At 43.2% G+C, this 21,322-nt stretch carries 15 protein-coding genes, 1 tRNA gene and 2 pseudogenes; 6 read left to right on the top strand and 12 right to left on the bottom strand.

The window, feature by feature from the left end; translation table 11 throughout:
* Nucleotides 1-101: 101 nt before the first annotated feature.
* From MSTHT_RS10985 to MSTHT_RS10925, 11 genes and pseudogenes are all read right to left on the bottom strand, one after another.
* Nucleotides 102-782 carry a class I SAM-dependent methyltransferase gene (locus MSTHT_RS10985; RefSeq protein WP_048167818.1) on the bottom strand — a complete coding sequence of 227 codons (681 nt, stop codon included), beginning with the start codon at nt 780-782 and terminating at the stop codon, nt 102-104.
* Between the two features lie 2 nt (nt 783-784).
* Nucleotides 785-2,398 carry a lysine--tRNA ligase gene (gene lysS, locus MSTHT_RS10980; RefSeq protein ID WP_048167817.1) on the bottom strand — a complete coding sequence of 538 codons (1,614 nt, stop codon included), beginning with the start codon at nt 2,396-2,398 and terminating at the stop codon, nt 785-787.
* A gap of 742 nt (nt 2,399-3,140) precedes the next feature.
* Complete coding sequence (locus tag MSTHT_RS10970) at nt 3,141-3,761, bottom strand: PepSY domain-containing protein (RefSeq protein WP_048167815.1); 621 nt, start codon at nt 3,759-3,761, stop codon at nt 3,141-3,143.
* A 653-nt stretch (nt 3,762-4,414) separates the two neighbouring features.
* Nucleotides 4,415-5,818, bottom strand: a pseudogene (gene mtbB, locus MSTHT_RS10960) ([dimethylamine--corrinoid protein] Co-methyltransferase).
* Nucleotides 5,819-5,873: 55 nt separating this feature from the next.
* Nucleotides 5,874-6,023, bottom strand: coding sequence for a hypothetical protein (locus MSTHT_RS14840; protein ID WP_181952278.1), 150 nt, complete (start codon nt 6,021-6,023; stop codon nt 5,874-5,876).
* A gap of 17 nt (nt 6,024-6,040) precedes the next feature.
* Nucleotides 6,041-6,337: a hypothetical protein gene (locus MSTHT_RS10955; RefSeq protein ID WP_048167812.1), complete on the bottom strand. Its 297-nt coding sequence runs from the start codon at nt 6,335-6,337 to the stop codon at nt 6,041-6,043.
* Entirely contained in the window at nt 6,338-7,384 is a 1,047-nt protein-coding gene (locus MSTHT_RS10950; RefSeq protein WP_048168547.1) for a DMT family transporter, read from the bottom strand.
* Between the two features lie 223 nt (nt 7,385-7,607).
* A complete protein-coding gene (locus MSTHT_RS10945) occupies nt 7,608-8,261 on the bottom strand; it encodes a cobalamin B12-binding domain-containing protein (protein ID WP_048167811.1) in 654 nt (217 codons plus the stop codon).
* 23 nt (nt 8,262-8,284) lie between these two features.
* Nucleotides 8,285-9,772 (bottom strand): annotated as a pseudogene (mttB, locus tag MSTHT_RS10935) ([trimethylamine--corrinoid protein] Co-methyltransferase).
* Between the two features lie 25 nt (nt 9,773-9,797).
* On the bottom strand, nt 9,798-10,439 hold the full coding sequence (gene mtbC, locus MSTHT_RS10930) for a dimethylamine corrinoid protein MtbC (protein ID WP_048167810.1): 642 nt from the start codon (nt 10,437-10,439) through the stop codon (nt 9,798-9,800).
* Nucleotides 10,440-11,176: 737 nt separating this feature from the next.
* Nucleotides 11,177-12,325: a (Fe-S)-binding protein gene (locus tag MSTHT_RS10925; protein WP_048167809.1), complete on the bottom strand. Its 1,149-nt coding sequence runs from the start codon at nt 12,323-12,325 to the stop codon at nt 11,177-11,179.
* Nucleotides 12,326-12,816: 491 nt separating this feature from the next.
* On the opposite strand from MSTHT_RS10925, the gene MSTHT_RS10920 reads away from it, so the two are divergent.
* The 4 genes from MSTHT_RS10920 (at nt 12,817) to mutL (ending at nt 19,046) form a co-directional block, all read left to right on the top strand.
* On the top strand, nt 12,817-13,377 hold the full coding sequence (locus tag MSTHT_RS10920; RefSeq protein ID WP_374756233.1) for a CDP-alcohol phosphatidyltransferase family protein: 561 nt from the start codon (nt 12,817-12,819) through the stop codon (nt 13,375-13,377).
* Nucleotides 13,378-13,568: 191 nt separating this feature from the next.
* A tRNA-Pro gene (locus MSTHT_RS10915) sits at nt 13,569-13,646 on the top strand.
* A gap of 660 nt (nt 13,647-14,306) precedes the next feature.
* Nucleotides 14,307-17,009 (top strand): DNA mismatch repair protein MutS, encoded by a 2,703-nt coding sequence (mutS, locus tag MSTHT_RS10905; protein ID WP_048167806.1) that lies wholly within the window; start codon nt 14,307-14,309, stop codon nt 17,007-17,009.
* A gap of 99 nt (nt 17,010-17,108) precedes the next feature.
* The gene (gene mutL, locus MSTHT_RS10900) at nt 17,109-19,046 is read left to right on the top strand and encodes a DNA mismatch repair endonuclease MutL (RefSeq protein ID WP_048167805.1); all 1,938 of its coding nucleotides are present in this window, start codon (nt 17,109-17,111) and stop codon (nt 19,044-19,046) included.
* Nucleotides 19,047-19,295: 249 nt separating this feature from the next.
* Here mutL and MSTHT_RS14610 read toward each other — a convergent pair whose 3' ends face one another.
* On the bottom strand, nt 19,296-19,436 hold the full coding sequence (locus MSTHT_RS14610) for a hypothetical protein (RefSeq protein WP_156149756.1): 141 nt from the start codon (nt 19,434-19,436) through the stop codon (nt 19,296-19,298).
* A gap of 186 nt (nt 19,437-19,622) precedes the next feature.
* Between MSTHT_RS14610 and MSTHT_RS10895 the strand changes: the two genes are divergently transcribed.
* Nucleotides 19,623-20,642: a cobalt-precorrin-5B (C(1))-methyltransferase gene (locus tag MSTHT_RS10895; RefSeq protein ID WP_048167804.1), complete on the top strand. Its 1,020-nt coding sequence runs from the start codon at nt 19,623-19,625 to the stop codon at nt 20,640-20,642.
* 70 nt (nt 20,643-20,712) lie between these two features.
* Nucleotides 20,713-21,300 (top strand): cobalt-precorrin-7 (C(5))-methyltransferase, encoded by a 588-nt coding sequence (locus MSTHT_RS10890; protein WP_048167803.1) that lies wholly within the window; start codon nt 20,713-20,715, stop codon nt 21,298-21,300.
* Nucleotides 21,301-21,322: the final 22 nt, after the last annotated feature.

Here is a 21,322-nt window from a genome sequence, read left to right as displayed (position 1 = left end):
AATAGCAGAGGTGACTGAAAGCTATTGGGGGATACAAATCTAGAGAAATTCTTGAAAGCTTCAGGAAAGGAAAAACTCAGGATTTCCTGTATGAAATAATCTCAGGGCTTCCGAAAGATTCCTCTCACCAGATGCCTTCTATAAGTTTCTCCTCTGAATGTTTTTTCTTTTGTTATCTCCTCCAGCTCGATGACTTCAAATCTCCCGAAAAGTGCCCTTACTTCCTCTTTGGTAAAATAATGATAAATTATACCGCTTTGTCGGGAAAAAGTCCTTTCCTCATAAGGGTTTGAAGGTTCCCCCCCGCAGCGCATATCCTCACAGCCGAAGGCTTCAAAAAAAACAAACCCACCTTTCCTGAGTATGTAATGAAACTCCCTGACTGCAGATTCTCTTTCTTGTTTGAAAAGATGCTGGAGCACTCCATAACAGAGAATCCCGTCAAAAGCGTGGGCTTTGAGAGGAAGTTTTGACACATCTGCCCCGAGATGTTCTGCAAACCTGCCGCTCCTTGCAAGCTGAGCTCTGGAAGCTTTAAGTGCAGTTAAAGAAATATCAATTCCAATTGCGTCGTAATGCCTTGCAAGTTCACCAAGGTATCTGCCACCTCCTGATCCGGCATCAAGCACCCTATACCCGGGCAGAAGATAAGCCTGTATATTCCGGACAGGTGCAGGCCCGCCCCATTTCAGGTGGGCATATTCCCTGTCCCAGGCAAAAAAGTGATTTTTTGCAGGTGCTACCTGAGAACTTGAGAGGCTGTAAGCATCCGATTTATGCATATTTATTCCTGTTTTTCAGGGCTGTAGGTTGAGGCTTCTTTGAATCTCTCTACCAGGAATTCCTTCTCAAAGGAAGACAGGAACCACCCGGCTTTTGGACCTGAGTTTTGCCCAAGTATTGAGATATAAATTGCTTTGAAAAGCTCCCTGGGGTCCACCTGCGGGGCAGGATTATTTAACTTTTCTGCAATCAGCCTGTTCAGTTCTGAACCCTCATCTTTTGCGGAATAGATCAGCATATGATATTCTTCACCGCTAATTTCCCCTCTGGTTTCTATAAGATCTGCAAAGGCTGAAAGGAAAGCTTTCTGGAGTTCGGATAGGGTTGCAGCCTGCACAGGCACCTTTTCTTTCACATTAAACTTGGCAAAAGGTGGAGCATAGAGCTTAAGCCATTTAGATACATTTTTTGTAAGTTCCTTTATACACTCTTTATCTTCAATTGAAAAGCCTGAACGTTTTACAATTTTCAATATCTGATCAAAGTCCCCTCTTGCTACCTGATAGATTGTCACCATCTGCTTGAAAGGAATTTCAGACTGGCAGATGCCTGTTGCCCTGGAAAGCTCATAAACTCGACTTTGAAAAGCCCCAAGCGAAGGATTATTTTCCCTGAACTGTGCTCTGAGCCTTTCGTATTCGTCAACAAGGGTTAGGAGCGGTTGTCCAGGATCGAACTGGATGTGTTTCTCAGGTTTTGTGCGTATAATCAAATAGCGAAGAACCTCAGGAGGCACAACTTCAAGCATATCCGAAATCGAGACGACAACTCCAGTAGAAGAGGACATTGCCCCCTGCTTTCCAAGCATTATCCACTCATAGACAATAGGATAAGGAGGTTCGTGCCCGAAAATCTCTTTTACTATCCTCTTTCCAGTATCGTAAGAACCACCCTTTGAAGCGTGATCTTTCCCAAAAGGTTCGACTGTTACCCCTAAAACCGCCCAGCGAGCAGGCCAGTCTACGCGCCAGGTGAGTTTTCCTCCTCCTGCCATTGGCACAGTACCTGAATGCCCACATGCACAGACATAATCCACGGTTTCAGCCTCAAGGTCAAAATCCGTAACCTTTGTTGTTGTAATCCTTCCACACTGGTTGCATCTTGGGTTGAAAGGATTCCAATCCGGTGCTACGGTCTTCCCTGAGACCTCCTCAAGGATTTTTGCAATAGCATCCCTTTTAACCAGGGAAGTTTTTATTGCTTCGGTGTATTTGCCCGCCCTGTACATTTCATCTGCCCTGTAAACCTGCGGATTGATTCCCAGGCGCCTGAGGGCTTCCAGGAAAGGTTTCAAAAAATGCTCGGCATAATTTGCACAGTTCCCGCAGGGGCAGGGAATTTCAGATATTGGTTTTCCCACGTATTCAGCATAACTCTCGGGGAGGAACGGATAAACTTTGCGCAGGGGATCGTAATTATCTGCAATATAAATGAAATTAGCATCTGCACCTTTATCAACAAGCGATCTATAAACTGCATCGGCAGTCACGACTTCTCTCATGTTGCCTATGTGAATGTGCCCTGATGGAGTGATGCCTGTAGCAACAAGGTGTTTGTCACCCTTTTTTAATACGTCTTCGGCTATAACGTCTGCCCAGTGAATTGTATCAGCCATGTTTCTCACCAAAATTACAAACGCAAGTTTTTTTAAAAAAACTTGATCACAAACTTTTTAGAAAAAAGTTTGATCAAAAACCTTTTGAGAAAAGGTTTTATCGAAAACGGCTTGACGGCGTGGTCAAATGGCGCAATGGTTAGTGATAAACCAGTGCAGCGGCATACGCAAACCTTTTCAGCAAAGTTTTGATTAGAAGCTTGAATTCACTTCATAATTATCATATCAATTAATAAACCTTGGGCTCGGAGGCAGGGAAGCGAAGTTTACTCTTACTTTGTATGTTTGGCAAAAACGAAATAGCAGTAAAGAAAAGCCAGATAAAAAATAAAAAAGAAGGAAAATTAATGGAGGTTCAAAGGCAAATTATCCCGGAGTCTGCAGATTTACGGAGATTTAATATGGCACTATACAAAACAAATCAAGCAAACTTGATTTACCAACATATAAGAGCACGTAAAAATATATAAATATTTCGAAATGGGTAGGATATGGGAAGAAGGATTAAAATTGATAGAACAAGCTAGATGAAAACAATATAAATGTAAGCTATTCCGAGAAAAATGTTAAGGCACAGGTTAACAGCTATGAAATCCAGGAAAAAATACGGTACTGCTCAAAAATGTTGAAGAAAAATTCATTCAGTATATGACTAGTTAAATATCAAGGAATAAAAGGCTGCCTGCAAAGCAGGCAGTTGTAGGAGCCTATTAGCGATTAAATTATTAATATGCTGCAAGGATCAGTCGTCAAAAACAGATTCAGAGCTCCATTTTACAATTTCTCCAGTAGATGCATTGATTTCAAATTCATACTCCACATTGTTATAAACAATAGATCCTTCATATACAGCTACTCCATCTTCTGTATCCAGATGAAGCCGAATATTGGATTCCGTTGCTCCTGGAACCCTTGCAAGTGCAATGGATCTGGCTTTTTCTTCACCAATATACGTGTTATTCTGGCTTAATTGCCTATTTCCTGATATTGAATAGTTTTCCACATCAGAGTCATAACTTAAAATTTTTCCGGTAGACGCATCAATTTCATAATCATACTCCCTATTACCGCTATAAAACTCGATTTCATACTCCTGTCTACCATCGTCAATGCCAAGCTCTGTTTTAATAAAAGTAACATCAGCTTCTGTAAGTCCGGCATGAGTAAGAGCTATTTCCTTTGCTTCTTCCATAGTGATAATATTCGTGCCGGTAGTATTTTCATCTGCGGGAGAGGGTACAGAATTTGCAGGGGATGCTGCTTCATTAGCAGGTACCGATGTCGCGTTCTCCGTAGATGTACAGCCAACAACACTAATTGCTAATAAACTAACTATTAATATTGTGAATAGTGTTCTCTTCATATGAAATACCTCTGTATATTTTTTGTTTTGTGTTACAGTATTTTAATTTTTTCATTTTCTTCCCACTCTCATGGTATTTTTAGAATCTTCCGTCCGTTATGTTTATTTAGCCTTATTTACCGGATATAATACATTGACAAACTTCCTGAATATAAACATAGATTAAACAAAATTTATTTCAATTAGAAGTGATTCGCCCCCAAATCCGCCCCCAAATCCTTATTATTTTTAATTTTATATAAAAATTTTTTACGTTTAATTTTCATAATTATAGCTTTATTTTTCGCATTATAATCCGTATATAAAATATATAAAATCGTCCATTATAAAATACACTCATTATCATAAAAGAATAAGTCTTATTTATTTTTTATAAAAGTGGTACAGGAAATGACTGAGATATGAGTACAAAATAGAACAGAGTCGAATTCTGCTAGCTATAAAGAAATAATTAAAAAGTGCATAAGAAATAATTAAAAAATAGAACAACAGCAGGGGAGATAATTGCCGTTTTTTTTCAAGGATAAACTTCTCAAACCTGCCTCGGGATTCGCTGGTTTTTTATAGCTCTTTTTAGTGGCGTGTGTTTGTTCTTTTAGGTCTTTTTACCCCTGCTGTGGAGGAACATTTAATTTGCTGCCTGAACTCTTTCCTCAGGCTATCTGTTTTCTAAAGACGTCGCAGGAATTTATCTTTATATCGAGCAGCTTTTCGATATTCATTTTCGCAGCAATGCCTTTTGCGGCTCCAGGGACTGAGGTGATTACACCGATATCGAGTTCTTCACGCAGCTCGCGCATGATATGCTCGTCTACAAGGTCCATGACATCGACCCCGAGTTTCTTTGCCACGTACTCTTTTGCCTCGGCTATGCGCATGTTCTTTGAGAACTGCATCCTTGCAACAAGGTCGCCTGCAGCTCTAATTCCTGTCATACCAGAAGCCATTATGTGGGAGATCGGCATACCCAGAGGGTCGCCGACCCCGATCTATATGCCGTCGACGCCTGCAATTTCGACCATTGCCTTGCTTGCTTTCGTAACTGCATCAATCGGAGGAGTCTCAAGCATGGGGATTCCGCCGACTCCCATGCCCATATCAACGTGGCAGGGAATTGGAGAAGCTTCCACAGCTGCCTTCATGAAGGTAACTGCACGGGCAAGGTTCCAGGCTGAGGTTTTGCTGGTATTTGTATTGCAGACAGGACCGAAAACGTTTGCTCCGGCTTTTGCAACAAGAGGAGCCTGCTGATGAGGCCACAGACCTGCAAGGGTCACCCCATCGTACTGAAGGTTTCCGTGCATGCCAAGCACCATTTCCCCTGCCATTCCTACTTCAATGTACATATCAGGGAACTCTTTTCTAAGGGCTTCGACCGCATGGAGGGTACCGTACACGTCAGCGTCTCCTGCTGCACCTGTTGTGTCGAAATTGACCCCATCGGCTCCTGAGGCAAAGAGTTTCTGCATAACCCAGACCGTGTCCCTTGTCAGGTGTTCTGCAGCGTGTTCCATTGATTCCCAGGCTTCCTGAATCTTGAAAGCTTTCATAAGGTCACCAGGGTTCTCGAAAGGACCATCCGGGGTATAATAGAGTCCCATATTGGGCATTGCACCGTAAAGCAGCGGAATAATCATGTTCTGCTGGCAGACTTCCATTGCCTGGCACTCGTTTGAAACAACAGGTTTTACAGGCTTGAAACTGTAGTCAATGTGTCCCAGTTCCATTGTGTCGGCACCAAAAGCCCTCTCGTGCATCATGCACCCAACAAGACGGCTTGAAGGAATTCCAACGCCACTATTGCCCTGGTCACCGTCGAGCCTTATAGTACCTATATCGTGCGTTACAGGAACTTCCATGCCCTGTTCCACACTCACAGCCTTGCCGGGCATCATGAGGATTTCAGCAAGCTTGTCGATTTCATTGGCATTCAGAGCAGGGATTTCACCAAGGTCGGCAGCATTTCCAGTACCTGCCTCAATCTCCTCCATGATCTTATCTTTTGTAAGGAAGATTCTCTTCCCGTCTCCCATACGCAAAGAATATTCGGTTGCCATTTTTCTCACCTTTTCATTTATCTTAAATACAATTTAATAAGCTGTATTTTGGGGTTCAGAATTTGGATACAAAGGTTCTGGCTTGCCAGAGGGCTACTATTGCCAGAATCAGGATAAAAACTATCCACATGATATCGGCTGCCGGTATGAAGGAATTCGCCCAGTAATTGTTGTAAGCCTCCAGAGCCACTGCTGTTTGTGTCATGTTTTCCCTCCTTGAGATTATAAGCCTCTAAGGCAGGCATCGGATGCCCTGGTTATTCCGAAGTCAGTTATCCTGTACCTGTGCAGAAGGAAACCTTTTTTGTAGATTCCGCTCTCGTCAACTTTCTGCTCCAGGTCTTTCAACATCCCTCCGGATGCCAGTTCGATAATATCGAAGTTGATGCTGTCCCTGCCATAGTCGCTCTTCATGTCATATTCTTCCTGGATCTTCGAAACAATCTCGTAATTCCAGTGCTCTTTCCCATCAAGGAAAAGTTCTAGGATCCTGAACTTAATAGGACGTCTTTGGCTCATTCACTCACCTCTCAGGGTTTCAAGTGCACTTGTATCTTCAGTAAACATGATGAAACTCCCTATGATACAGAGCAAACCGCCTAAAATAATAGTCCACTCTGGCATGTCTCCGAAGAAGAGGAATATGAATATAACAGCGCAGAACCCGTACAGGTTTCCAATGCCCTGACCTCTTCCAACTCCTATAAGCGGGAAAGACTTGTACCAGGTAACATAACAGAAACCAAATGTGATACCTGCGAAGACTAGGACCAGCAGAGTTAAAGGCTCGAAAACCTGGAATGCAAATGAGTACATCGGGAAGCCAAGGATTGCCAGAATCGGCACGATAATAACCCACCAGATTATGTTTTCTCCAAGGAAACGAAGGGTGAGCCCAGCATCCGGCTCTGCGATGTCAAGTCCTTTACCTGCAATTGCACCTTCAATGCCCCAGCCGGCAGCAGCCATCAAACCTCCGAGATATCCTATCCAGGGGATGTTACCTGAAGAAAGTTCTGTCAGAACTCCACCGCCGTAAATAGAAATACCTCCAAGGACAATGATTCCAATGCCGATTATTGCTCTCTTTGAGATTTTTTCTCCGTACCAGTAATAGGCAAGAATCGAACCTATAACAGGATAAAGAAGGCCAGCAACGGCTGCAAATGCTCCTCCTATAAAGCCCATAGCAATAAAAGAACCGAGAATTGCTATCGGGCCACCGAAGATCGAGGCAAGGAAGAACCATTTGGAGCAGGGGTGGAATTCCCTAAGAGTCCTGCCCAGTTCCCCGTACTTTCCAAGCACTCCATTCCAGACCATAAGCGCAAGCATAACAGTGAGTGCATTGAAGGCAGTGATCAGAACAGCAGTAACAACAAGGGACATGCCGTCTCCACTTGCTTTGGCAATGGCGGCATACATCTCATCGAACGGGTTGAGTACCCAGACAACAGTTCCTGGCAGATACCAGAGACCCCAGAAAACAGCACAAAAAAGGGCCCACATATACCCTTTACTGATTTTTCTTTTATTTTCCTGTTTTTTTAAAGTTTTTAAATCCACAAAAGTCCCTCCATTTTTCAGAATGCTGTGGAACTCCCTCAGGGATGGGGGATCTCCCAGTCCCAATTCCACAGCCAGAAGGTGCAGCCTGCGAATGTCTGCAAGATATTTCTTGCTTATATCAACATCAAGAATCCGCAAAAACTGCACAATAAACTGTGGCAGAAAATGTGTTCCGAAGATCACATTTTCTACAGTTTAAACCGTTTACCAGGGCTGTTTCTCAGCTTTTCAGGGCTGCTTTTACCTTAGCGACTGCATCGTTAGCGCTCTCACCATAGATGTCTGCGCCGATCTTGTCTGCCCAGTCCTGGGTTACAGGAGCGCCTCCGACCATGGTTTTAACCTGATCGCGGATGCCTGCTTCCTTCAGCTGTTCTTCAATCTGAATCTGGTTGACCATTGTGGTTGTCATAAGAGCGGAGGATGCGACAACCTGGGGTTTGAGTTCCTTTGCTTTTTCGACGAAGGTTTTAATAGGAACATCCCTTCCAAGATCCACAACTTTGAAACCTGCGATGTTGAGCATGGAGGCTACGATGTCCTTTCCAATGGAGTGAATGTCACCTTCTATGGTTCCTATAACAACAGTTCCGAGGTTCTTTGTCTCGGATTTACGCTTCTCCATTTCCGGTGTAATGACATCTATTCCTGCTTTCATAGCCTCTGCGGCTGCAATCACATGAGGCAGGAAAAGAGATCCCTGTTCAAACTTCTCTCCTACTTCCTGCATGCCTGCAGTATATCCTTCTTCAATAAGTTCTACAGGATCAATCCCTGCAGCAAGGGCTTCTTCTGCGACTTCAGCCGCCATTTCCTCATCGAACTCAGTAATCGCTTCTTTTGCTTTTGCTAAAATCTCTTCTTTGCTTGCCATTTTTAGATCTCCTGCTCCTGTTTTTACATGCCTCTGAAGGCTTTATCAGCCCTGTCCACAACAGCCTGCATATCTTTGAGGATGTCTGCATCAATTGGTTTTACCTGGTGGTTCTTAAGAACGTCCACGACCTTTTCATGTGCGACTGCTGCAAGATCTTTTGAACCAGATGCTGCCCAGTCTCCGTACATACGCCTATCGATGAGCATTGGGCTGGAAGGATAGTCTATAAGCTGTCTGGTCTGTTTGAGGGCAAGGAAATTGTTTCCGATGCCTACTTTCTGGATTGATTCCACTGACAGGGTTTCCTCTGAGACAGGGATCCCTTCCATAGCCTTCTTGACCATACTAATAATATCATTGTCAATTACCAGCTGCTCCATTGAGAATGTCATTCCGAGTTCGAGCATTCCAGCTCCGTAGATAGTGTTTGCTCCTGCAAGGGCTGGAAGTAAGGTGGTAATAGTTTTTTCATGTCCTGCCTGGCTGTCCGGGATCTTCGCATCAGACTAGGAACCTGCCACAAAGGATGGTAGGCCATAGAACTGGGCAAGTTTTGCGACTGCGGCGCTTATCAAGCCGAGTTCAGGAGATCCGACAGGAGCAGTTCCTTTTTTCAGGTCAAATGTCGTTGTGGAACTTCCATACCATACTTTGCTTCCAGGAGCAGTCAACTGGGCAAGCACAATTCCTGAGAGCACTTCGGCATTATGGGTTACAAGCGTGCCTGCAAGATAAACAGGAGACGACCCCCCTGACATTGCCATACTCAGGACATTAACTGGGATTCCGAGGCGAGCGCCCTTAATTATGACCTGACAGGCATTTACACTGAGCTCGAGCGGGCTTGTTGGACAGAGCAGCATTGAGAAAATTGGTTTTTTCCTTGCTTCTTCTTCGTCGCCGCCATAGTATGCTTTTACGATGTCCCAGTAATATTCGACGTTTTCGCCGACTGGGTCTATGTGATGATAGTGTTTAGATGTGTTTACAATCGGTGTGAAAGTCTCGTGGACATCCTGTGCACCCTGACCTGCAACGTCCCTTGCAGAAACTGGCAGTGAGAAGTAGTCAATATTTTCAGCCCAGTCACAGAGTTTTGCGATGTCTGCAATGTCCTGCTCAACGGAGTCAACTGTTACATACTTGCCGTCCTGGTATTTGCACATCTTTACTCCTGTACCAAAGCAGGTCCAGTGCACTTTACCGCCGCATTCCTGTACAGTATTGTATTTTTTATCGCGACCCCAGAGGACAAATCTGGAAGGCGCAAGCTGAAGAGCTTTTCTTACAATATATTCAGGGATTTTTACAACTTTGGTTTCCTCGTCGACTTCGCAGCCATTTTCTTTGAAGATCTGCCTTGCTTCGGGATCAGAAACCTGAACACCGGGGTTCATCAGAACTTCCATGGTAGCATAGTGTATTGCTTTGAGTTCTTCATTAGTAAAAAGGTTTAATTCTACGCCATTAAGTGCATTAAATCCTGCAACTGCATTAGTTTTTGCCATTTTTTAGCCTCCAAATAAGAATAATTTAAGCCAGCAGCTCTTTTGCCTTTGCGACAGCCTCACTTGCGTTTTCAGCATAGCAGTCTGCACCAATCTTGTCCGCCCATGCCTGGGTTGCAGGTGCACCACCGACCATGACTTTTATTTTGTCCCTGAGCCCTTCTTCCTTGAGAAGCTCGATTACGTCCTTCTGTCCCTGGAGGGTTGTGGTCATAAGGGCTGAGAGTCCAATCATATCAGCATTGACTTCCTTTGCCTTCTCAATAAAATTCCTGATTGGAACGTCACGTCCGATATCATGCACCTCAAAACCAGCAGACTGGAGCATTGTGGACACGATTGATTTTCCAATATCATGAACGTCACCTTCTACGGTACCGTTCACAATAACACCGAGCTTTGAGCCGGAAGTCCCTTCAGGCATAAGATCCTTAAGAACTTCAACTCCTGCAGTCATTGCATCGGCAGCCATCATTACGTGTGGAAGGAAAAGTTTTCCTCTCTCAAAAAGGATACCTACTTCATTCATACCTGCAGCGAGCCCTTTTTCAATTATTTCGGAAGGCTCCAGTTCTCCTTTAGCTTTTTCAACAGCAGCGAGTACTGTATCTTTCTTACAGGAGATTATAGCGTCTGCAAGTTCCTGAAGCAATTCTTCTTTGCTAATACTGCATCCTCCGTTTTAGTTTTTAAAGTTTAAAGACACTTCTTCCTGAATATCATGATTATATGTGATATTTAAGTAGTGGACTCATGCCACAGGATGAAACCATGAAATGTACAGGAAGAAGCTCATGAGTATCATGGGTGGGAAACCATGATACCATAAGCGAGACAAAATCATGAGAAACTCATGATTATGCTGACAGAGATTAATGAGCATTTTAACAATGTAGTGTTTTTATGCCTCATCAGTCCCGTCTGATTATCATCTTTTAGATGTCTCAATAAACAGGTAACTTTTCTTCTATATATATTTTTTTAAAAAAACTAAACCAAAACTAGGGGTTGTATATATATTTTTTGGTATTACCCATTTTATAAGTATATTGAGGAAGAAATCAAAATAAAATTATCAAAAAATATAAATAATAGATAATCAAAACGGACTTTTATAAACTTCCTCAAGTAAATCCAAAAATATGAACTTTATAAGAAGTAAATACAATAAATCAAGAATTATTGTGAATAAATAACTGACATCCTGTTAATTCCTAAACATTTTGAAGAATAAACAAGGCGATAGCTGCTAGTTTTAATTCTAATTTGATTTTATCGTTATTTATATATTCTAGAAGAATTTCAAAGTTTATTTTTTTAAGAGGGACATATTTAATTTATTCAATTATTTTATGCTACTTAATTGAAATCTCCTAAAAATGAAAAAATATATATACATATTTCTCAGCAATCATCAGATTTTCCGTACCCTGAGACGCAGAGCCTGTAAGCTTTGTTGACGAGTTCAAGCATTCTTGTATCGTCTCTCTCGATTTTTATTCCACAGGCGAGGGAAAGATATTCTGCAAGGTCGAAAACTTTTATTATTTCACCCTTCCCGGCTTCAATAAGATTCTGCATGCAGCCTCCACAGTTTGTGATAATTACATCGCAGCCCAATTTTTCAGCAGCCCTGTAGCGATCGGAAGCTATATCTAGCGACTCGGATGGGTAATTAACCCTTACCCCACCTCCGAAACCGCAACAGGCTGAATTTTCTGTGGTTTCGTTGGCAAGTTCAGTACCCTGTATACTCTTAAGCACATCTCTCGCTTCCTGATTTACGCCCATTGCCCTGGTCAGATGGCAGGGATCGTGATAAAAGACTCTATGCTTGAGAACAGTCTCAGGAATAAGTTTTCCTTCCCTTACCAGAAGCTCAAGGTACTGGGAAACATGCAGCACCTGAAAATCAAGATTCTCAAACATTCTCGGATAGATATCTTTAAACGCTTTGAAGCAGCCCGGACAGGCAGTAATAAGAATTTTCGCTCCTCTTCTTCTAATTTCTTCAATATTGAGCTGTCCATTTCTGCGCATAGGTCCGGGATCGCCTGCACCTGCGGACACGGCTCCGCAACAGTACTCAACCCCGCTAAGAACAGTATAATCGACTGCTGCTTTCTCCAGCAGGGCAACAGTAGACTGCGCCATGATTTTGTTGATATATGTTCCTGCACAACCGGGAAAATACACTACCGATCCCGGGCTTTTCTTATATATATGGGTTTCATCAAGCTCGGCAATTTTCCTGAAAAGGTTGTTTTTAGACTCGGGATCTACCATTGTCTGCCTATCGGTAAGCCCGTTTTCATTAACCCATTTCTGTCTGGCAGGAGAAATAAGCATTTTAATTCCCAGATTCTCGGGGCAGGCATCCACACAGAGCCCACAGGTCAGGCAACGCAACAGGAACTTGGAATCAATCTCTGCTTTCCCCTCAAGGTAACTGTAAAGCCGGCCAATCAAGCAGAGATCATTGTAGCGAGGACAGACTTCAAGGCATTGTCCGCATTCCGTACAATTTGATCTGTGCTTTTCTACTATTTCCATTTTTCAACTCCGTATCATTTTAAGCTAGTGAAGTTTATTCTATCTTAACAGGTCCCTTTTAAATACAGTCATTGAAACAAATACGGTCATTGAAACTACCTTTTTGATAGAATATCACTAAGCATTCCTTCTAACATGAAATCTTAAAGGTTCTTTCTAATAAGAAATCGTCGGGAAACTACCAGAAACATGTAGGGTAATATAGGGTAATTACTAAAATTCTCGGTCTGAATGGGATTTTTTCACTGTCCAATATGTGTTCTGTGCAGAAAATTGTCTCTAAGACTGTGAGAAATCTTCAGAAGGAAAATTAAAATAACTTGGCAGATTTTTCCAAAAGATAAGCTAATGTTCAACGATATCATCATTATAAGTAGCTATATATGTAGTTTATAAGTAGCTATATATGTAGTTGGCAAAAGGATGGGATATAAATCTTTGACGAACTCAAGAACAGCGCAAGAAAATTGATAATACCCCTTGCCTGCCTGATTCCCTTGTCTCCAAATACCCTTACTTTACTGGGTTTTGCCGTTAGCTTGGCTGCAGGAGCAGCATTCACACTGGGAAAACCTTTTGCGGGAGGGCTTCTGATCCTTTTCAGCGGGATCTTTGATGTTCTTGACGGGGGAGTTGCAAGGGCAAAAGATCGGATCACACCTTTTGGGGGCGTACTTGATTCGGTTTGCGACCGTTACTCTGATGGCATAGTGTTCCTGGGGATAATCGCAGGTGCGGTTAACGGCAGGCTTGTTCTCCCCCCAATTCTGCAAATAGAGGTCTGGCTATGGGCAGGCTATGCCCTGATTGGCTCCTTCCTGGTAAGCTATACCCGTGCCCGCGCAGAATCCGCAGGTTGCCGGAAACTGTCTGTCGGTATTGCCGAACGCACGGAAAGGATGATTATCCTGGCTTTGGGAGGGCTTTCAGGTTTTCTTGGCTGGGCTCTAGTTTTGATAGCCGTATTTTCCCACATTACCATTATCCAGAGAGTCCTGCGGGCAAAAAGTATACTGAGCAAGCCTTCCGAAGCTGATTTTCAAAAACCTTGACAGCGCAGGTAATGTTAGAAAAGCCAGAGATAGTGATATCTGTAAATTCCGAATTATAAGCGAAGAAAGGTTAAAGAGAATATCTTGACTTTCTTCTACCGATACTCATTTATACTACATATTTGATTACAATAGTTGACGATGGCAAACAAAGAAAGAGATTTGCCATTGAGAAGTATAACCTGCTCTGCGGGGCCGTAGGGTAGCCTGGTCCATCCTGCAAGACTGGGGGTCTTGCGACCTGAGTCCAAATCTCAGCGGCCCCACCAAAATTTTTATTAGGTCTTATTTTTGACACATCTCTACTCATTGTCCCATATTATTCTCGACATTATTGGCTTTTTAGCTCACTGTTAAATTTTTCCAAGTATGTAAAATATTATTTATCAATATCAGTATTATTTACATGCCAATATTTTATATATCAATATTATTTATCAGTGTTTTTATATATTAATATGATTTATATATCAATAAATATTATTAGTCTTGTTTATCTTTGCTCATTTCATTAATCTTTCACGCTTATACTTCTCCCGAATTTTTTCGATCATCTCTTCATTAGCCTCAATAACGAAAGCTCCTATATACCCGCACTCCTTGCAATGGTAAACTGTACCAGCATACCCGCCAACTTCATAGTATAAATCTGCGTTTCCGCATACAGGGCAAACTTCAATGAGTTTTTCCCTTTCCAGAGCAAATCCTCCTTCGAGACGGCTTGCAACACCGAATTGTTAAATATATATAAGAAGGATGATTTTAATAAAAAATATAGCATCTGACTATCCAGCACCAGAGAGTACTAGCTATTTTTCAGGAAACCCTGATAGGATAAGGTTGTATTCAGGGAGTCCTGAAATACCCGGAACTTTTTGTAAAATTCACAACTTTATGCAGAAACATTCAAGGCTTACAGTGAGTAAAAAATGAAAGAAACGTTGACCCCTGCAATGCGTCAGTATTATGAAGCCAAGAAAGCATATCCTGACACCCTGATCTTCTTCCGTATGGGGGACTTTTACGAATCATTCGGAGAAGATGCTAAAATTATTGCAAAAGAACTTGAAATCACTCTTACAGCCCGGGGGAAAGACAGGTCTGGAAAGAGAATGCCACTTGCAGGAATACCCTACCATTCAATTGACACCTATCTGCCGAGGCTCATAAATAAAGGGTACAAAGTGGCAATTTGCGAACAGCTTGAAGATCCGAAGCAGGCAAAGGGAGTTGTAAAGCGGGGAGTTGTCAGGGTGGTCACACCCGGCACGGCAATTGATTCTTCCATGTTTTCGGATGCCTCTAACAATTACCTGATGGCAGTTGCAGGGCGGGAAATCGGAAAGTCCAGCAGGAATGCGAAAAAAGAAATAGAACTTGGGGTCTCCTTTCTGGACATTTCGACAGGAGAATTCCTTACAACGCAGTTTCAGGACTCGGAAAACTTTGAAAAGCTTCTAAGCGAGCTTGCCCGCATGCGGCCTTCCGAATGCATCCTCCCTCCGTCCCTTTATGGAAATTCCGACCTTACAGACCGACTGAAAGCTCAGACTATTGTGCAAGAATTTGCTCCTCAAGTTTCAGAAATCGAGGAAGCCGCAGAGCGACTGAAAGCACATTTCAAAGTTGCAACCCTTGAAGGCATGGGCTGTGAGAAACTGGATTTTGCAATTTATTCAGCCTGGGCTGCTCTTGAATATGCCCAGACAACGCAAATGAGGGAGCTTTCACATATCAATACATTGAGAACCTACTCAAACTCCGAATTCATGATTCTTGATTCCGTAACCCTGCGGAATCTTGAGATTGTAAAAAACGTGCGGGATGAGGGGGACGCAAATTCTCTTTATCGCATTCTGGACTGCACAAAAACGCCAATGGGAAGCCGTACTCTGAAAAAGTGGCTTTTGAAGCCTCTGCTTTCCGTAGAGAAGATCAACCTTCGCCTCGATGCTGTGGAAGAACTGGTAGAAAATCCTCTGCTTCGCTACGACCTGCGGAGCTGGCTTTCCGAGGTAAGGGATATAGAACGTCTCGTAGGCAGGATAGTGTACGGGAACTCAAACGCAAGGGATCTTATATCCCTGAAGAAATCACTTGATGTCCTGCCTCTTATCCGCGATTCCCTCATGGAGACAGCCAAGTCTGATCTTTTAAAGGAGATTGCAGTCGGACTTGCATCATTTTCTGAACTTGAAGACCTGACTGAAACAATAGATCGAGCAATTGTTGACGACCCGCCTGTCTCGGTCCGTGAAGGAGGTATGATAAAGCCGGGGTACAGTGCAGAACTTGATGAGCTGCGGGATATCGCTAGCAGCAGCAAGCAGTGGATTGCAAATTTCCAGCAGAAAGAAAGGGAACGAAGCGGGATAAAATCCCTTAAAGTGGGGTACAATAAGGTTTTCGGATATTACATAGAGGTAACAAATGCCAATAGCAGCCAGGTGCCTGAAGACTATATCAGAAAGCAGACCATGGCAAATGCCGAGCGTTTTTTTACCCCAGAACTCAAGGAGAAAGAGAGCCTTATCCTGACTGCCAATGAAAAAGCTATAGCTCTCGAATATGAAATCTTTACCGAAATCGTGCATATGCTGTCAGCCCATTCAAGAGAACTTCAGGAGGTTGCCGAGAGAACAGGTTTGCTTGATGTCCTTGCGGCTTTCGCTGAAACTGCAGAAAATAACAATTATGTAAGACCCCAGCTTACTGACGATTGCAGAATCCTTATACGGGACGGAAGGCATCCAGTAGTTGAGAAAACGGTGTCTAGCGGCTTTGTGCCTAACGACACCGAAATGGATTGTAAGGAAAACCAGTTTTTGCTGATAACAGGCCCGAACATGGCAGGTAAATCCACTTACATGCGACAGACTGCGCTTATCGCTATTATGGCTCAGGCAGGTTCCTTTGTCCCTGCATCCTATGCCTCAATAGGGATTATTGACCAGGTCTTTACAAGAATAGGGGCTTTTGATGACCTTGCAAGTGGGCAGAGCACGTTTATGGTAGAAATGGTAGAGCTTGCAAATATTCTGAATAATGCAAGCCCAAGAAGTCTTGTGCTGCTTGATGAGATCGGCAGGGGAACAAGTACCTATGACGGATACAGCATCGCAAAAGCCGTTGTGGAATTCCTGCATAACAGAGGAAAAGTTGGAATGAGGGCACTGTTCGCAACCCATTACCACCAGCTTACATCGCTCGAAAAGAAATTAAAAAGGGTAAAAAACTACCATATTGCAGTAAAAGAAGAGGGTCACGAACTTGTCTTCCTGCGAAAGATCGTGCCAGGTGCAACAGATAAGAGTTACGGAATCCATGTTGCAAGGCTTGCTGGCGTCCCGGAAAAGGTGATCGAAAGAGCAAATGAGATTCTTAAGGAACTCGAAAGAGAAAACGTGCTTGAAGAAGCCGAAGATGGCGAGAATGGGAAAAAGAGAAAAAGCAGATCATCCGCACGTTATACCCAGATGTTGCTTTTTGATCCCGGAAGCAGCAGTGGAAATCAATTAGAAGCAAACAGACCCAGCCCCGTAGAAGCTGCTCTAAAAAAGTTGAATGTGGAAGAAATAACACCAATAGAGGCTCTGAATAAGCTTTATGAGCTGAAAAAATTACTCAATTGAAAAAACTCTGAGTAAACCCAATGAACTGAAAAGCTGCTTATTGAAGGGTCGATTAAAGGATACACGATAAAACCTTTCTAATTTGGACGGAGTAAAGCAATGAAGAAAGAATATCCTGAAGGGAAGGAAAAAGTTCAGGGAAATAGAATCCGAATCCTTGATAAAGATACTATAAATAAAATTGCAGCAGGAGAAGTAATAGAGCGTCCTGCATCAGTAGTAAAGGAATTAATAGACAATTCAATCGATGCTGGAGCTACGGAAATCCGCATCGAAATTGAAAAAGGTGGAAAACGTTCGATCCTTGTCAGAGACAACGGCTGCGGGATGAGCCGGGAAGATGCCCTGCTCTCATATAAAAAACATGCAACGAGCAAGATCATGTTTATCGAAGACCTTGATACTATTTCCACAATGGGTTTCAGGGGAGAAGCGCTTTCGTCTATTACAGCCGTTGCAAAAGTAGAAATTCTTACCCGGCAGCAGGAAGAAATTACAGGCACAAAGATAGTGATCCATGGGGGAAAAGTACTGGAAACCTCGGATGCGGGCACGGCTCCGGGTACATCCGTACATGTAAAAGATCTGTTTTACAATACACCTGCAAGGCAGAAATATCTCAAAAGCGACCGTACTGAGCTTGCCCATATTACCGATACGGTCATGCGTCTTGCCCTGGCAAACCCGGAGATTTCTTTCACCCTGCTGAGCGATGGAAAACCAGTCATAAGAAATGCGGGTTCAAGCGACCCTTTTAAAAGTATTGTAAACCTGCTTGGACCAGATACAGCGCGTTCAATGCTTCCCCTGGAGTACAGGACAGAAGACTTTGAGATCAGGGGATATATCTCAAAACCCGAAATCACGCGAAGAGATAGTGACCAGCTTTTCTTTTTCGTAAATACCCGTCCGGTGATCTCAAGAGCTATCAATAAAGCTGTCCGTGAAGGATATTACACCAGAATTCCAAAAGAACGCTATCCGGTGGCAGTGCTTTCGCTTGTTATTGATCCCAGGGAAGTGGATGTGAATGTTCATCCCCGTAAAGCCGAAGTGCGCTTCAGCCGGGAAAAAGAGATTGGAGATGCGATCACACTTGCAATTGAGAAGGTGCTTTCTGAAAGTAATCTTGTACCCGAGATCAGGAAAAGAAAAGATCGGGTTCAAAAAACCTTCGAAATTTCAGAATCTTCGGATAGATTGCAGGTCTCAGAAGCTGCGGAAATTTTTGGAAAAAGCGCGACCGGAAAGACAAAGTGTACTCATGAGATCTCCAACTTTCCTGAAAGCGGCGGAGCTCTGAGAGAAAAAGCTGAAAGATACTCCTATCCAGTAAAAGATACTGAAAGGAAATTGAAAAAATCTGAACGGTTGCTGAACTTTACCTCTAAGGATGGAATACAGGGAATTCCGGACGATAGAAATCCTGAAAACAGGAAAGAACCGGAAACAAATAAGGGTTCTCTTGAAGACTTGCGGGTTATTGGGCAATTCTCTAGGCTGTATATTCTTGCCGAAAAAGGGGAAGACCTGGTGCTTATTGATCAGCATGCTGCTCATGAACGAATTCTTTACGAGCAGATCCTAAGAATGAAAAAATCCAGGGTGCAGGAGCTAATCACACCTGTAACAATAGATCTTACCCCTAAAGAAAAAGTGCTTATGGAAGAATATATTCCCTATCTTGAAGACTACGGTTTCGGGATTTCAGAGTTTGGAGATAATACATATGTGATTACCTTCGTGCCTGAGGTTTTCGGACGGCTCGAAGGTTCGGAAATTATTCATGATGTAATCTCTGATCTTCTAGCCTCAGGGAGAGTTAAAAAGGATACAGGAATTTCGGAAAGAGTCTGCAAAACCCTTGCATGCAGGGCTGCAATCAAAGCGGGAGCAGCCTGCAGCCCAGGGCAGATGGAGGAACTCATAGAGCAGCTTAAAAAGGCTGAAAACCCCTACTCTTGCCCACACGGCAGGCCAACTGTGATCACATTTACGAAAGAAGAACTGGACCGCATGTTTGCAAGAATCCAGTAAAATTACTTTAAGTAAGGTAACTGGATTCTAAAGAGATATCTGCTCCGTCGAGTTAGAAACATAATCATAAACCTGATCTACACAAGTATATAATAACATATAAGTGTAATCTCAATAATCAGCTGATGTACTCTTATATAAAAAAATGTTCTGGGTTCCCTAAAATTTATATAACATAACTTATGATTTAGTACTTGGTGTCAGGTAAGTTCTGGCATCCGAATAGGCATCATTCCACAAGGCTATTTTTCACACACCAACCCCAAAAATCCCGAAAGGAACGCCCCCAATCGTTCCAGAATCCAGGATAAAACCCCATTTCCGAAAAACAAATCCCCCGATCCTGGAATGATGCCACCTCTTTTCTATACACTTTTTTCTATGATTCATTAGTTTTAATTGGTTCAGGTTTTTTCTATGATTCTTTAGCTTTTAATTGGTTCAGGGTTTAGCTTCTGACGAGACTCAGTGATCTTCCTTTTGAAGTACGGCAAGGCTTCTCCCGGAAATTAGTTGATATCATTTCTGATTTTCACGTCAATACATTTATAATAAAAAACCTCCGAGTATTCTTCCATGATAGATCCTGTTAACAATTTCAAGATTCCTGAGGAATGGATTCTCCGCGCCGGCATTCCCAGGGAAGAACTTGAAAAAAAAGTAGCATCCGGGATGGTTGTGGTTCTAAGTGATGGATCTGTTCTCAAAAGAGGATACACTACAGGAACCACAGCAAGTGCTGCTGCAAAAGCCGCTGTTCTTTCTCTCAGGAAAACAGTTGACAGCGTGTCCGTCCCCACCCCTATTGGACTGAGAGCTAAGCTTGAGGTCAGCGAAGCCTCACAGGGGCGTGCAGTTGTAAAAAAGATTCAGAACGATCATGAGTCAGACATTACCCGGGGACTTGAATTTGTGGGCGAAGCCAGGGAATCCGAAGGAATCCGCATTCTCGGAGGAAAAGGCATAGGAATTGTTAGAAGGGACGGGCTCCAGGTTCCAAAAGGTCAGCCAGCTATTAACCCGAAGCCAATGGAACAGATAAAGGCAGCAGTGAAGGAAGCCGTAGATGAGCTGGGTTTGAAAGGAGCCGAGGTTATAATCTCAATTCCGGATGGGGAAAAGATCGGAAAGGAAACCCTGAACAGCAGGATAGGTGTGGAAGGCGGAATCTCCATACTTGGGAGCACAGGTTTTGTTGAGCCCTGGAATGACCATCTTGGAGAGATGAAAGGAGACCTTATTCGCTGTACAGATAAAGTTGTCCTGACCACAGGCAGGGTAGGAATGCGCTATTCCCATATGCTTTTCCCTGATTACACCGTTGTTATGGTCGGAAGCAGGATTTCGGAAGGGCTTGAATATGCCTCTGGCGATGTAATTATTTGTGGACTTCCCGGTCTTGCCCTTAAATGGGGAAACCCTGATATGCTTGAAGGCAGCGGATATGCAACTGTTGTCGAGATGCTTGAGAAAGAGCCTGAACACCCACGCCTGAAAGAAGCCTTCGAGATGGCTATAGAAAAAGGGAAGGGTGCAAGAATCGTGGTAATTGACAGGGATGGCTCGGTCCTCATGGACAGCAAAAGAGAAAGTTAAGCAGGAATTACTGAAAAATTAAAACGAAAGAATGGAAAAGCTTAAAATAGACAGGTAAAGGGGAAAAATAATGATTGTGGTAGGAGTCGGAGTTGGACCGGGGATGCTCACGGAAGAAGGAATAGAAGCCATAAGGAAAGCCTCTGTGGTTTATGGCTCAAAAAGAGCCCTTGAAATTGCTGAGAAATACATTAACTGTGAAGCAAAACCGATTAAGGACTACAAATCGCTTCATCTCCTGCCAGCAGATGCAGTTGTGTTGTCCACAGGCGATCCAATGTTTTCAGGGCTTGGAAAATTCGCAGGGGAGAAGGATAAGGTGATTCCGGGAATTTCTTCAATGCAGGTAGCCTGTGCGCGTACCAGGGTGAACCTGACAAATCTCTGTGCAATTACAGCCCATGGCAGAGACCCCGAGCCTGCAAAAGCCGAACTAATCCGGGAATTGAAGAATGGAAGAAATATATTTCTTCTGCCGGATGAGAATTTCGGCTCGCTTGAGGTCGCGGAAGTCCTGAAGGAGTTGGGCATTGAAGCCGAACTCTATACCTGCGAAAACCTGGGCTATCCTGAAGAAAGGATTGCAAGAGGCACGCCTGAAAATCCGCCTGTCCCTGAGACAATGCTTTACGGACTGCTTGTTGTACAGAAGAGGTAAGTTTCTAAAAAGAGATTCTCTT

The organism is Methanosarcina thermophila TM-1, assembly GCF_000969885.1.
In the GTDB taxonomy this organism is placed as follows: Archaea; Halobacteriota; Methanosarcinia; order Methanosarcinales; family Methanosarcinaceae; genus Methanosarcina; species Methanosarcina thermophila.
The sequence above is the reverse complement of the archived record's forward strand: the minus strand, read 5'-3'. Positions and strand labels throughout refer to the sequence as shown.